The sequence below is a fragment of the Paenibacillus sp. J2R1T-4 genome, assembly GCF_059692235.1.
Genome location: NZ_JCAUBA010000032.1, coordinates 36819 through 49802 on the forward strand (window position 1 = coordinate 36819; position 12984 = coordinate 49802).

15 protein-coding genes and 1 riboswitch are annotated in these 12984 nt (G+C 46.2%); of the genes, 1 reads left to right on the forward strand and 14 read right to left on the reverse strand.

The window, feature by feature from the left end; genetic code table 11:
- Positions 1-42: 42 nt before the first annotated feature.
- The gene (fin, locus tag AC58QD_RS30925; protein WP_497338902.1) at positions 43-276 is read right to left on the reverse strand and encodes an anti-sigma-F factor Fin; all 234 of its coding nucleotides are present in this window, start codon (positions 274-276) and stop codon (positions 43-45) included.
- 83 nt (positions 277-359) lie between these two features.
- Positions 360-920: an aminoacyl-tRNA hydrolase gene (gene pth / locus AC58QD_RS30930; RefSeq protein WP_497338903.1), complete on the reverse strand. Its 561-nt coding sequence runs from the start codon at positions 918-920 to the stop codon at positions 360-362.
- A 97-nt stretch (positions 921-1017) separates the two neighbouring features.
- Here pth and AC58QD_RS30935 point away from each other — a divergent pair, with 97 nt between their 5' ends.
- The gene (locus tag AC58QD_RS30935; RefSeq protein ID WP_497338904.1) at positions 1018-1218 is read left to right on the forward strand and encodes a hypothetical protein; all 201 of its coding nucleotides are present in this window, start codon (positions 1018-1020) and stop codon (positions 1216-1218) included.
- Positions 1219-1324: 106 nt separating this feature from the next.
- Here the strand turns inward: AC58QD_RS30935 and AC58QD_RS30940 are convergent, their stop codons facing one another.
- From AC58QD_RS30940 to AC58QD_RS30995, 12 genes are all read right to left on the reverse strand, one after another.
- Complete coding sequence (locus AC58QD_RS30940) at positions 1325-1960, reverse strand: 50S ribosomal protein L25 (protein ID WP_497338905.1); 636 nt, start codon at positions 1958-1960, stop codon at positions 1325-1327.
- Positions 1961-2032: 72 nt separating this feature from the next.
- Positions 2033-3433, reverse strand: coding sequence for a bifunctional UDP-N-acetylglucosamine diphosphorylase/glucosamine-1-phosphate N-acetyltransferase GlmU (glmU, locus tag AC58QD_RS30945; protein WP_497338906.1), 1401 nt, complete (start codon positions 3431-3433; stop codon positions 2033-2035).
- Positions 3434-3593: 160 nt separating this feature from the next.
- Positions 3594-3878: a septation regulator SpoVG gene (spoVG, locus tag AC58QD_RS30950; protein ID WP_405460949.1), complete on the reverse strand. Its 285-nt coding sequence runs from the start codon at positions 3876-3878 to the stop codon at positions 3594-3596.
- Positions 3879-3991: 113 nt separating this feature from the next.
- Complete coding sequence (locus tag AC58QD_RS30955; RefSeq protein ID WP_497338907.1) at positions 3992-4390, reverse strand: RidA family protein; 399 nt, start codon at positions 4388-4390, stop codon at positions 3992-3994.
- Positions 4390-5223 (reverse strand): pur operon repressor, encoded by an 834-nt coding sequence (gene purR / locus AC58QD_RS30960; RefSeq protein ID WP_497338908.1) that lies wholly within the window; start codon positions 5221-5223, stop codon positions 4390-4392. The genes AC58QD_RS30955 and purR overlap by 1 nt, the downstream gene beginning before the upstream one ends.
- Positions 5224-5330: 107 nt before the next feature.
- Positions 5331-6185, reverse strand: a complete 855-nt coding sequence (gene ispE, locus AC58QD_RS30965; protein WP_497338909.1) for a 4-(cytidine 5'-diphospho)-2-C-methyl-D-erythritol kinase — start codon at positions 6183-6185, stop codon at positions 5331-5333.
- Between the two features lie 117 nt (positions 6186-6302).
- Entirely contained in the window at positions 6303-6485 is a 183-nt protein-coding gene (locus AC58QD_RS30970) for a small, acid-soluble spore protein, alpha/beta type (protein WP_497338910.1), read from the reverse strand.
- Between the two features lie 115 nt (positions 6486-6600).
- A complete protein-coding gene (gene veg / locus AC58QD_RS30975) occupies positions 6601-6876 on the reverse strand; it encodes a biofilm formation stimulator Veg (protein WP_497338911.1) in 276 nt (91 codons plus the stop codon).
- Positions 6877-7145: 269 nt separating this feature from the next.
- Positions 7146-8045 carry a sporulation peptidase YabG gene (gene yabG / locus AC58QD_RS30980; RefSeq protein ID WP_497338912.1) on the reverse strand — a complete coding sequence of 300 codons (900 nt, stop codon included), beginning with the start codon at positions 8043-8045 and terminating at the stop codon, positions 7146-7148.
- 1381 nt (positions 8046-9426) lie between these two features.
- The gene (gene rsmA, locus AC58QD_RS30985) at positions 9427-10332 is read right to left on the reverse strand and encodes a 16S rRNA (adenine(1518)-N(6)/adenine(1519)-N(6))-dimethyltransferase RsmA (protein WP_497338913.1); all 906 of its coding nucleotides are present in this window, start codon (positions 10330-10332) and stop codon (positions 9427-9429) included.
- 7 nt (positions 10333-10339) lie between these two features.
- Entirely contained in the window at positions 10340-10903 is a 564-nt protein-coding gene (gene rnmV, locus AC58QD_RS30990) for a ribonuclease M5 (RefSeq protein ID WP_497338914.1), read from the reverse strand.
- 248 nt (positions 10904-11151) lie between these two features.
- Positions 11152-12291: a resuscitation-promoting factor gene (locus AC58QD_RS30995; protein WP_497338916.1), complete on the reverse strand. Its 1140-nt coding sequence runs from the start codon at positions 12289-12291 to the stop codon at positions 11152-11154.
- 294 nt (positions 12292-12585) lie between these two features.
- Positions 12586-12749: riboswitch (cyclic di-AMP (ydaO/yuaA leader) on the reverse strand.
- Positions 12750-12984: the final 235 nt, after the last annotated feature.

Sequence of the window (12984 nt, forward strand, 5' to 3'; positions counted from 1 at the left end):
TAGGCGAGCCTGCCAAGGTCTTGCTCTGTTAAATTAGGAATGCTACTGCAGCGGATTGGTTACCAAATTGAGTTCTGGATTTGCTTCGAGCGCTTGTTCGCAATAAACGCAAGTGAGCTTAACCGTCACATCACCGCTACTGTTGTTATAGGTTATTATATCGCCCCGTTCCTCAGGGGTCAAGAAATGGAACCCCAGGCGATATTCACTGACCTGATCATTGTGTATCCGGCCCATCTCCGAGCCGCAATGCCGGCATATATAATTTACAGTCATGGTATGCCTCCCCATCCCTTCCTATGCTTGTTGATTATGAATTCTAGTATGGACAGGAATGGAGCCTTTTAGCCTTAAATCTTCTATTTATTGAATTTCGCCATTGTCCGTTCGAATGAATGAAGCAAGGAAAATTCCATAGCCTCGAGGGTGGTTCCTAATACGAACGGGAGCTCTCGTTGTTCTTCCTTACGGAAATCTGATAACACATAGTTCGCAATATCCGTTCCAGGCACCGGCCTCGATATACCTATACGTATGCGATTAAAAATTGCAGTACCCGTATGCTGAATAATGGACTTAATGCCATTATGCCCGCCGGGACTTCCTTGATAGCGCAAGCGGATTTGACCGAAGGCGGTATCCATATCATCATAGAGCACAAGTCCGTCTTGAATATCCGCTTTGTAGAAGTCCAACATTGCACGGATGGACTCCCCGGACAAATTCATGTAAGTCATGGGCTTCATGAGAATGACCTTCTCACCCTTCACATGACCCTCTCCTACGAGCGCTTTGAATTTAGCTTGTGTAACGGATATGCCCCAAGCTTTTGCCGCTTCGTCAACCGCCATGAATCCTACGTTATGCCTCGTTCCTGCATACTGTGCCCCGGGGTTTCCTAAGCCTACAATCCACTTCATCCTATTTCCTCCAAAACATTTTGTTTTTGTGCAACAAAACGCACCTGTGAATTGTCATAGCTCATATCCTATTCTACGGTTAAGCGCAGGTGAACGTATGTATACCAACGGTCAAGTGATTACAGATGACCGACACTTTCAAGACCATATCGAATACGGAGTGCCGATTCAGATTTACATGGCTGATCTCCATAGAGATATTGGGTTCGCAGAACGGTGTACGAATACTTTCATCAAAATGAACCAGACCTACTACTGTCGAGAGTGTTTTACATTCGTTTCTAGACCGGGTTACTAACGACAGTATGATTTTACGACAAAAAGGTTACGATTCCAAGCGGAACGTAACCCTTTTGTTAATTTGCAACGTTATAGTTTTCAGTCTGAAGAGTCTTGGAAGTGGTTTACTTAGTATCAACAGCTTCTGCTTGCTCGGCTTCCGCTTGATCTTCTGTACCCTCACTTGCTTCGCCTTCCTCTTCCACAGCCTTCTGAGGAACAAGAATCGTAACAATAACCGCATGGGCGTCTGTCTTGAGTTCTACATCGGATGGAAGCTTCAGCTCTCCTGCCAGTACACTGTCACCTGTACCCAGTTCGCTAATATCTACACGAAGCTCCGTTGGCAGACGATCAGGCAAACAACGGACCTCCACTTCATGCAGCAGCGCCGTCATCACTCCGCCTTCTCGAACTCCAGGAGAGTCGCCATGAATTTCTATGCTGACCTTAGCTTGCACCGGTTCATTCATATTAATTTGATGGAAATCGATGTGCAGAACGTTGCGATTCAGCTTGTGGCGATCCATACCGCCTACCATAACCGGATGGGTGCCCTTGTCAGGCATGTCCATCGTGATGACTCCATTATGAGGACTGCGCAGCAGTGCCGTTAGCGCCTTCTCATCAACGGAGATTGGCAGACTGCCGATTTTCTTGCCATATACGACAGCCGGGATACGTCCGTTCGCACGCATCTGCTTCAATTCAGAACCAGTTGCACTCTTATCGCGAAGTTCTACCTTCAAATTTGTGTCCATTGTGGGAATCCTCCTTCAGACTTCTAGGCATAGGTATTCCCTGATACTTTACCCATCTGAAGGAAATTCGAATCACGATTTATTGTTTTTTGCTTTGATCGCCTTGAAACGCTGTCTTAGCTTATCTGCATACCCCGGCTTATTCGTCTGCCGTTCACGAGCAATTGCGAGATCTCCGGCCTCTACTTCGTGTGTAATCGTAGACCCGGCCACTACATATGCACCTTCACCAATTTTGATCGGCGCAATCATATTTACATTGCTTCCTACGAATGCATCGTCACCGATTTCCGTCAAATTCTTGTTAAACCCATCATAGTTGACCGTAATCGCACCGCAACCAATATTCACGTTCTTCCCTACTTTTGCATCTCCAATATAGCTCAAATGAGACACTTTAGAACCGTCCCCGATAATAGCATTCTTGATTTCAACGAAGTCGCCAATTTTCACTTTCTTCCCTACCTGAGCACCTGGCCTCAAATAGGCGTATGGTCCAACCGAGGTCTCCTCGCCCACTTCCGCCTCTACTAGCACAGAATATTGGACGTTTACCTGATCGCCAATACGGGAGTCCGTTATATCGGCGTTAGGCCCGATTTCACATTGCTCACCAATAATGGTATTGCCTCTAAGCACGGTCCCTGGGTGTATGACTGTATCTGTTCCTATAACAACTTCCTTCTCAATATAAGTATTGCCAGGGTCTATGATGGTTACCCCATTCAGCATGTGTTTCCGATTGATACGCGTACGCATCGCTTGCTCCGCCTCAGCTAACTGAACCCTATCGTTAATACCCATTCCTTCGGAGGCATCGTCTGTACAGTATCCCGCGACTTTATCGCCAGCTTCGCTAAGAATTCCGATTACATCTGTCAAATAGAACTCTTGTTGCGAATTATCGTTCTTCACTTCCCGGAGTGCGGCAAACAATTTCTTCTTATCAAAACAGCAGATGCCTGTGTTAATTTCTTGAACTAACAGTTGCTCCGGAGAGCAATCCTTCTGCTCCACAATCTTGGTCACAAAGCCATTGTCATCCCGTATGATCCGCCCGTACCCATGAGGGTTATCCAGCTTGGCGGTCAGGATCGTGGCACTTGCTCCGTTCTTAATATGCATTTGAATCATCTCGGAGAGCGACTCTGATGTAATGAGCGGCGTATCACCAGTAGTTATTACGGCTATGCCCTCTTCACCCTCCAGCAACTGTTCAGCCTGCTGGGCGGCATGCCCTGTTCCTAACTGTTCCGCTTGAAGCGCATACTCGGCACGATCGCCCAGATAAGCCTTAACGGTATCAGCCCCGTGTCCTACGATGACTACTTTACGATCTGCCTTTACGTCATCGAGAACATCCAACACATGACCAACAAGAGGTTTACCACATACTGGATGCATCACTTTATATAATTTGGATTTCATTCGTTTACCTTGTCCTGCAGCTAAGATAATACCTAGTATTCGCAATGTCAAATCTCCTCCACATGAGTTGGCTTTCCAAAGGCCAACTTCTGATTCAGCCAACTGTGTACTGCACACGAGTACCGATAAGTCAGTCACTCATGAATATATCCCAATTTGCTCAAAAAGAAAAGAGAGCCTATTGGCTCTCATACATGCAAGATATTTATGCTCCTTCTTCAATCATTTCTTCTTCGCTAGAAACTTTCTCATATTCAGCCAGTACAGCAGCTTGAATTTTCTCGCGTGTAGTCGAAGAGATAGGATGAGCTATATCCCGGAATTCTCCATCCGGTGTCCGCTTGCTGGGCATCGCGACGAACATTCCATTATTTCCGTCAATGACTCGGATGTCGTGCACCACGAATTCATTATCAATTGTAATGGAAGCAATCGCTTTCATTCTGCCCTCAGAGTTAACCCGGCGAAGTCGTACATCAGTAATTTGCAATGTGTTCACCACCTTTACCTTATGCAGGACTTGGTTTATACTTCCACATTTCAGTACGAATTCCTTCTAAATTTTTCCGTATTAACGCTGATTTTATAAACTTTTTTTTATTTTTAAACTATTTCGACATTTTTCGCTGCAATTAGTTCAATTTCGACAAGAACATCCTTGGGAAGCCTTGCTACTTCTACTGTTGAACGCGCTGGTTTATGCTCTCCAAAATAGGTGGCATAGATCTCATTTACGGTAGTGAACTGCCCCATATCTTTGATAAATACAGTCGCTTTTAACACATCCTGGAACGAAGCGCCCGCTTCTTCCAACACGGCGAACAAGTTGCGAAATACTTGATGCGTCTGCTCAGCAATCCCGCCTTCCACAATCTTACCTTCTGTATCCAATGGAATCTGACCCGATGTAAAAATAAGGTTTCCAAAAGCAATTGCCTGGGAATAAGGTCCTATTGCTGCAGGTGCCGCATCCGTTTTTATAGGCTGTATCGAGTTCGTCATTAGTTTGTTCCCCTCTCATCAAAATAATTGCCGGGTATGACCGAAATTTGCTTCGTCTTCGGGTCGGCCGCGGTTAACTTTGCTACCGAAATGTAATCCTCAATGAGATGCTCGTCCACTTCAGCTGACTCAATCAGAACGCCTACACCCTGAACCGTTGCCTTGAATTCACGTAGAAGATCGATCATACCTTGGATCGTACCGCCAGCTCGCATGAAATCATCTATGATTAGCACTTTGGATTGTTCCTTGAGCGCTCTGCGTCCTAAGGTCATCGTCTGGATTCGTTTGGTTGAGCCTGACACGTAATTAATGCTGACTGCAGAGCCCTCCGTCACCCGGTTATCTCTCCGCACAATGACAACAGGAAGATTAAGGAATGAAGCGGTTGCATACGCGAGCGGAATACCCTTGGTCTCAACCGTCATCACAACGTCAAGTTCCTTGTCTGCAAAAGCGGTGGCAAATAACTTGCCCACTTCATTAATCAAGTTAGGCTGACCCAATATATCACTCATATACAAATAGCCGCCTGGCAACAAGCGATCGGGCTGTTCCAGTACTTGGCGAATTTCCTCAAGGATGTGCATCGAGGCTGCCTTAGGCACCTTCGGGGTAAATTTAACTCCCCCAGCGGCACCGGCAAGGGTATGTAAATCACCTAGACCCTCTTCTTCGAAAACTTCTTTTATAATAGCGAGATCTTCACTGATCGATGATTTGGCGGAGCCATATCGCTCTGCAAATGTGGTCAAAGGGATTAAAGAGTGGGGGCGAAATAGCAGGTATTGCGTCATTTCTACCAATCTTGCGCTTCTCTTCAGCTTTTTCATTGAGTAACCCCCGATTATTCCGAATAATATAATGAAAATATACCATGAATATACGGGTTCAATCAACTAACTGTACATTTGACCCTACAAAAACAATAAGGAAATGATTAGGTTAACATCCGAACGGCATACACATCTTTGCAAAAACCGCGTAGCCCATTATAAATACGTGCGACTTTTGACTCCTTAGAAACTAGTCCGAATACAGTCGGGCCGCTTCCTGACATTAGAACCCCGTCCGCCCCAAGCCGCAGCATACATTCTTTGATCTGCTTCACTTCCGGGTAGGCTCTCACGGTTACATCTTCCAGTACATTGCCCATTGCTTGGCACACTTCAGCAAATTGCTGATCTTCCAAAGCTTTAATCATTCGAGCTACTGAAGGATGATGAGGTATAGATTGAGCGTTCAGCTTGCCATAGATCTCTTGAGTAGATACATGGATCGGCGGCTTAGCCAGAATGACCCAGCACTGCGGGGGATTCGTAATAGGTTTAAGCTTCTCCCCTCTCCCAGTAGCAAGCGCCGTCCCTCCAGTCACACAGAAAGGAACATCGGAGCCGAGCTCCGCCCCGAGCTCTTGCAGCTCTTCCATCGGAATGTTGAGCTGCCATAACCGATTCAACCCTCTTAATGTAGCGGCCGCGTCGCTGCTTCCTCCAGCAAGACCTGCCGCTACCGGAATCCGTTTGTCTAGATGGATATATACGCCCGTTCGTACCTCGTATCGTTCCTTGATCAACTGCGCCGCCTGAAAAGCTAAATTCTTCTCATCCAGCGGGATGTAGCCGGCTTGGCTTGATATGATAATGGTATCTCTCGGAAGCTCCATCATCTCAAGTCGGTCCGCTAAGTCCACCATCGTCATGATCATCTCTACTTCATGATATCCATCGTCGCGTTTATGCAACACATCCAGTAGCAAATTGATTTTTGCCGGAGCTTTCTCGTAGATTTTCATAGGCCACCTTCTTTTCCGTACTGCTCCCCTCCAAAGGGTTAACTTCCAACATTATATCAAACGGTAAAAAGAAAAGCTAAAGCGATTCCGCCTTAGCTAGTCGTCCATTCTTATGCCTTACTGCTTGCCTCCGCTCAACTGCTGTTCAGCCAGTTGAATAGCACGCTTCACCATGTTACCTGCGTCCTTGGCTTTGATTCCACCCCATCCTTCTTGCTGGACTGTATCATAGAAGCCCAAATCCTTGGCAAGCTCGTTCTTGAACTGTTCGGACATGATTCCCCGTCTTCTTCGACTCATACATGTTTCCTCCCTTTTCGTAAGGATAGGTGTAGTATTCGATAAAACACTCCCTCGCATGCACAACAAAAAACGACAAACAGTGTTTGTCGTTGGTCGTGATCTTCTTGCTATATTAATGTTGAATATAAGTGATGCGAACTTGTCCCTCATCTTGACAGACCATGACTTCCACTGATTCCGTCAGGATATCCGCATAACTGTAAGACACTCGCTTAAATGCATGTTGCTCTTGATCAAGCTTAACAATAAAAACAGAAGGGTAGGTTTCTTCCAAGACACCTGTTCTTTCGACGGTCTTGCGGCGACCGCCATTGGCACGCAGCATAATCTTCTGACCAACGTGAGCCTCTAGGTTTCGTTTGATTTCCAACAGCGCATTTTTAGCCATTGCTTACTACCACCTCTTTCCTTAATTATTATACCTCATCCAGAACAAGCTGTCAAATCAAGCTAAATATTATATCAATGTCGTAAACTCATTGTCAATGCCTTTTACTGCTACATTCTCAGGAATTTGAGCCCATTTTTTCTTCGTTATAATTCACACAATGTTCAAATAATATGCAACCTTCCGATAATTTTCTTGCCCAAAAATAATAGCGCCCTAGGCGCTAAGCTGAAAAAAGTAGATTTTTGTTGCATTTTGTAAAAATGAAATTATGCTTGTTGCTCCGCAGTAACCGGTGGTTGCTTTTCTACGGCCGGTTTCATCTTAGGGAGTCCTACTCTGTAGCTGCCCTGCGTCTCAATGCCGCCAATGCCCTGAATCCCGCTAATGGTATTATTAATAACGTCCATAACGTTTATCGTTTCTTTAAACGAGGTATACGCTGTCTTGATGGCAATACACGCAGGATCCAAAGCATGAATCAATACACGAGCAGGGGAACTCGCAAAGTTAGCTCCTGCCTGCAGCAGTGCCTCGAAGTGCGACTGGCAAGCACCTGCAATTACAATGAGTGTATCCAGATTCCGCTCGTACTCTCTTGCTCTCTTGACCGAATCCACAAAATGACGGGAATGCTTATAACTCGCAAGACTACCTGGATCCAGTACCCGTAAGTTCTTCAGAATCCCATCGTGTCCCGTAACGACTACAATGTTGGGCTTCACTTGCGGGAGGAGTCTTTGGAGGGCGTGCGGCATCTCATTCTCTGGCACATAATACCCCTCTGCCGGAACCCGAAACTCGCCGTATATCAACATGCTTTTGCGCAAGTAGTTAGGATCTCCGTCCAGGTGCAGCACTTTACCAGGCATCTCAAAATAGGAATGCTCTGCGGTTGGGAATTGCGTCGTCCAGTTCGGTTGATTCCGCTCCCTCTGCCGCATTTGGTACCGAGCCAAGTCCCGTAACGATTCATTCACCTTCATCTGCGATTGCAATTGCCCAGCCGGCCTTGCCTCCTTCATCAACATCAGGTCATGGAATGGAGAATCGGCGAGAAGCCGAAAATCGACTCCTTTGATGATCACCCTGCTGTTCTCCACCTTCTGAATTTTAAATATGACGTCACCGCCATATGATTTTCGTACGACCAAGTCGCCTAGCTTCATTGCCAAATCGCCTCCTCGACTATCCTATGTATGACTGGGCTAATGAGTGACGGGGGGAGGTGGAGATGCGTTGGGGAGATTAGAAAAGAGAGAGGGAAAGAAAGAAACGGAAACGGAAACAGATAAGGAAAAGGAAACAGATAAGGAAAAGGAAACAGATAGGGAAACGGATAAATAATAGCAAAAACCGCTTCGATGATCGAAATGGCTTCCGGCTCCGTTATAGACGTGTTGCTTCGATTGTACAGGCCTTCGGCTTGGTTGCAACACGTCTATAAAAGTCGCTTCTCCAGCTCATTTCGAGTCCTCTCCGCTCCATTTGCGCACCCTTAGTGCACGCCTCTCCACCTTCGGGGGAGGGTATAAAAGTACATAGCAAATAGCGCTTCGATGATCGAAATGGCTTCCAGCTCCGTTATAGACGTGTTGCTTCGATTGTATAGGCCTTCGGCTTGGTTGCAACACGTCTATAAAAGTCGCTTCTCCAGCTCATTTCGAGTCCTCTCCGCTCCATTTGCGCTCCTTAGTGCACGCCTTTCCACCTTCGGGGGAGGGTATAAAAGTACATAGCAAATAGCGCTTCGATGATCGAAATGGCTTCCAGCTCATTTCGACCCTCTCCGCTCCATTTGCGCGCCCTTAGCGGTACGCCGACTAAAGCTAAGCCTTGTTACTACTGGCTATTCTATTTGGTCCATTTCATCACTCAGTCACTAATTAACCCATCTGACTATCCCCTATTTCCGCATTGTGAACTGATTTTCCTCAAAGCCGGCTCAATAACCAATAGTAAAACTTGCTATCCTACAAAAAGCTGTCTTTTCCGCCCAAGTAACCCATACTAGCACTGGTTGCTGATCTCCCCAGGACTAAATAGCAACCATTCTTGAGCCTCCGCTCCGATTCACAGTAGAAGTCGTTCTCAATGGCAGAAAGCAGAGAAAATAAAAGTAGAAATAATTTTTTGAATATTACAATAATATCTGTTTCAGCGGACTGGCGGATGGGTAAGTATTTAGTAACTGATTCGCGGCATAAGAGGTGTACGTGAATATTGAACGGAATGCTGCGGATTGGGAGCATGCTTGAGAAGTTTGAACAATGATCGGGGAACGCTGAGTATGGAGCGATTTGTCAGTTGTGACAGGTCGATGCTTAAGCGGGCGGATTATTCAAGACATGGCTTGGTTCGGAGCGCGCGCATGTGAGAGAACAGTGGATGAGCGGATGAGCGGATATATAGGCAGGTTTGAACTAGCGCGGTGAAAATAACCGGGCCACTTAGCGCTAGTTCTAATCCTTAGTTTGTTTGCAAGATTATTTTCTATAGTTTCCAAGTGCACGGACGACGAATTACGTCCGAAATGAGGGAATCCTATGACTAAGAGGACGGCTTATTGAGTGTAGCGGCTAAAGCGCTGCTCAGACGAGCGAATTCCTCCAGCGTGAGCGTTTCGCCTCTTCGGACAGGATCGATGCCACACGACGCCAGTACGGCCTCGAGATCGGCTTTACGCTCTTTGCTGAAGAAAGCGGCAAGTAAATTGTTCGAGATCGTCTTACGGCGTTGTACGAAGGATGCTTGTATAACCTCGAAGAGAAACGATTCATCGTCGGTCTCTACCGCAGGCTTGTCTCGTAGCTTCAAGCGAATCACGGCCGAGTCTACGTTGGGTTGCGGAACGAAAACTGTCGGCGGCACGATTCTAACAATCTCTGGGACACAGTAATACTGAACAGCGATGCTTAAGCTGCCGTATGCCTTTGTCCCAGGCTTAGCGGACATACGCTCAGCAACTTCTCGTTGAATCATCACTACGATGTTCTCAACTGGAAGCTTGTCCTCTAACAGCTTCATTATGATGGGAGTCGTAATGTAGTAGGGCAAGTTGGCGACAACACTTACCTGAGAGCAATCTCTGAAGTGTTCCGCCCACAGCTCGCGCAGATTCAGCTTTAACACGTCACCGTGCACAATCCGAGCATTTGGATAGGGTGACATGGTGTCAGCGAGAATAGGTATTAATCTCTGATCAATTTCAACAGCGACAACGGTGCCTGCAGCTTCTGCCAAAGGTTGAGTGAGGGCACCAATCCCGGGGCCTATCTCTAAGGCCCCTTTACTTTTATCGAGCTCTGCAGCCGCTACGATATGATGCAATATATTGGAATCGGTCAGGAAGTTCTGACCCAGGCTTTTTTTCAAAACAAGCCCGTTTGCTTTTATAATGGCTTTCGTTCGCTTAGGCGACGATACCATTTCATTTGCATCTATTGGGATAGACATATGCGGTTCACAATCCTTTTTCGATAAAATCTTGATACGCCGCTTCAAACTCTTCCCGTGTTATACGGAACATCGAGCAGCGCTTCAGAAACTGTTTGCCATTGCAGCAGCCAATGCCTAGCCGATTACCAATGGCTAACCGCCGTCTGGCCGCATCGGGATGAACAAGCAGTCCTGCTGCAACCAGATCCGTTTGCGAAATTTGCGCAGCAGGCTCCAGTTCAGAACCGGATAATTCATAGTCTGTCCTTACTTGGGACAAAGCTTTGCGTATAGCTTCGTCGGACGCGTTCTCGACACCAATATCACCCTTCTTGGATGCTTCTTGCTGGGTTAGAAAAGCATGCTTGCAGCCAGGGACCCGTGACGTAATGATATTGCGAATTCGTTCACCTGCATGGTCGGGATCGGTAAATACGATAACACCTCTGCGCTCTTGAGCCAGGGCGATCTTCCGGATCACATCCGAATTGATTGCAGACCCGCCGGTCTCTATAGTATCAGCCTGAACAGCGCGATGAATCGCTATCGTATCATCCCTGCCTTCCACAACAATGACTTCTTTGATCACCTTAAAACTCGTCCCTTTCTTTCACAAAAAATACTTCGAAAAATCTAACTAAATCTGAAACAAAATAAGCCTGAATTCCGTTAGAATAGCATACATAAATTAATACATCAAAAACGACAAAAGAAGAGGGGCGGTCGTCCTCTTCTTCGACTTACATAAGGTTCTATTGTACACTATACCCGATTTATTGGGATTTCATCAATGCTGAACGCCTTGCCGGGAACGTTCCAGATTAGCTCAAGCCCCTCTTAACTAGAAGCCGGCTTATCTTTTCCGATAATGTAAACCTTGTATCCACGTTTCAAGCCAAAGCGTTTGGCGTAGTCAAGATTGTCGAAATAAACATCAATTTTGTTGCCCTTCACACCACTGCCAATATCTTCAGCGCGACGAAGTCCAATACCTTCAATGTAAACCCACCAACCAATAGGAATTACTTTGGGATCTACGGCGATTGTGCGTCCTTCAGTCACTCTCGTGCCCGAATACGTTAGGCCGTACTGGGGATGATCACTCGTCTTTCCAGTAGAGCCGACATCAACGGAATAAGCGGTTAATGTAACATTATTCAAGATTTGCTTATATCCGAATGTTACCCCCGGCTTAGACACCTCTTCAACATTAGGTGAGGCTGCAGATAGTACTACAACTGGATTCTTGGTTCCAAGAGCAACTACTTTGTTAACGCTCTCTGCCGATACCTTCATATCCACTACATTCGCAGATACAAGAACACCGTCTTCGAATACTTTTTCTATTTTCTTGGCGAGAACACCCTCTACGCCCTCCGATACGACCTGCTCTTTGCCTTTCAGCAAGTTCGGATCATTCTTCTGAACGGTTTCATACGGAATGGGTTCCGTCTGATCCTCAAGCGATATGCTAACTCTGACCACCTGTACTGAATCGTTGCCAATTAGACCGGTGTCCTGAGAAGGGAATACCTTATCAAGCTCTCCCACCGTGACATTCAAGTCCTGCAAAGCTGCAGCAACCGTTCTTCCTGTCGTGTACTTTGTTTCCGTCTTCCCATCGGCCGTTAATTGAATCGGAGTGGCATGATCGATCACGACTGTGTCCCCATGCTTCAGCTTAGCCTCGAGAGGCTGGGACAATCGATCATGTTCTCCGACCGTAATGGCCAGTTCATCCAGTAGGCGTTGAAGGACCCCTTGTTTAGTGCTCACAACGGTTTCTTGTCCATTCACTACTACGGATACGCTCTTGGTAGCCGTACCGTACAACAACACCAAAAACATGAAAGTCATAGCGATTGAAAATGCAGAAAGGGCAAATATCAAACGCACGTTTTCACGCTTCCATCGCAATGCGAAGGTCATGCTGGATGATCGTTTTACATGGGGTTCTCCTTGGTGAATAGCTCCCACTTCTTCGGTCCTCCTTATAAGCCCCGCCGTCTTTTGTGTTACGCGATCGGTTTAGACGCGACTATGGATTATTATTTGTGCCACCTTCGCTTTCCGCTTGTTGATTTTTGGGCCAACCGCCCCCTCCTATCACTATGAGGAGCCTGATCCAAATATCACCACTTCGGAAAAAAAAGATGCTTCTCTTTCGCTTTAACGCTTTACTTGGTTAAGACGTTAAAAAGCCAAGAAGAGGGACTCTTCTCGGCTGTTGCGAACCATGCTAAATCAAATACAAGCATAGGCGCCCGACAAAGTGCCTCTCTCTTCACGCTTACGAGGTTAGCTGTCGGATTCGGACGTGAGAGTCGCCCTATTCGCTCGAAGACACTCATCGTCTTTCTTACGAAATTCACCCCAATGATAACCTGATCTGGTTCCCCCGTTTTTCATTTCTGAAAACTCAGCGATTGGAAATTGATAGCAATATGAAGTTAAGTTATTATGAAGGTTAGTGTACGATGTTCCTCCGATGCTGTAAAGCTAGCGGAGTATGCAAAAACAAGCAAATAAGCTTATTTTGTGTATTTAATCACACTTTTTCAGTTCTATAGCTCCCTGCTTCTCTTCCGGACGTATGTTTTCATTATTTTCGGGTCATTAGTTGAAAAAAATAGGTAAAAATGTACTTGAAATTTCTAAAAAAGATAGGAT

Bases quoted from the DNA above. Each gene is read 5' to 3' on its own strand.
- yabG (WP_497338912.1), bottom strand. From the start codon at position 8,045: ATGAAGCTAGGCGACTTGGTCGTACGAAAATCATATGGCGGTGACGTC.
- AC58QD_RS30935 (WP_497338904.1), top strand. From the start codon at position 1,018: ATGTATACCAACGGTCAAGTGATTACAGATGACCGACACTTTCAAGAC.
- purR (WP_497338908.1), bottom strand. From the start codon at position 5,223: ATGAAAAAGCTGAAGAGAAGCGCAAGATTGGTAGAAATGACGCAATAC.
- AC58QD_RS30940 (WP_497338905.1), bottom strand. From the start codon at position 1,960: ATGGACACAAATTTGAAGGTAGAACTTCGCGATAAGAGTGCAACTGGT.
- pth (WP_497338903.1), bottom strand. From the start codon at position 920: ATGAAGTGGATTGTAGGCTTAGGAAACCCCGGGGCACAGTATGCAGGA.
- fin (WP_497338902.1), bottom strand. From the start codon at position 276: ATGACTGTAAATTATATATGCCGGCATTGCGGCTCGGAGATGGGCCGG.
- AC58QD_RS30970 (WP_497338910.1), bottom strand. From the start codon at position 6,485: ATGAGTCGAAGAAGACGGGGAATCATGTCCGAACAGTTCAAGAACGAG.
- AC58QD_RS30955 (WP_497338907.1), bottom strand. From the start codon at position 4,390: ATGACGAACTCGATACAGCCTATAAAAACGGATGCGGCACCTGCAGCA.
- veg (WP_497338911.1), bottom strand. From the start codon at position 6,876: ATGGCTAAAAATGCGCTGTTGGAAATCAAACGAAACCTAGAGGCTCAC.
- rsmA (WP_497338913.1), bottom strand. From the start codon at position 10,332: ATGTCTATCCCAATAGATGCAAATGAAATGGTATCGTCGCCTAAGCGA.
- ispE (WP_497338909.1), bottom strand. From the start codon at position 6,185: ATGAAAATCTACGAGAAAGCTCCGGCAAAAATCAATTTGCTACTGGAT.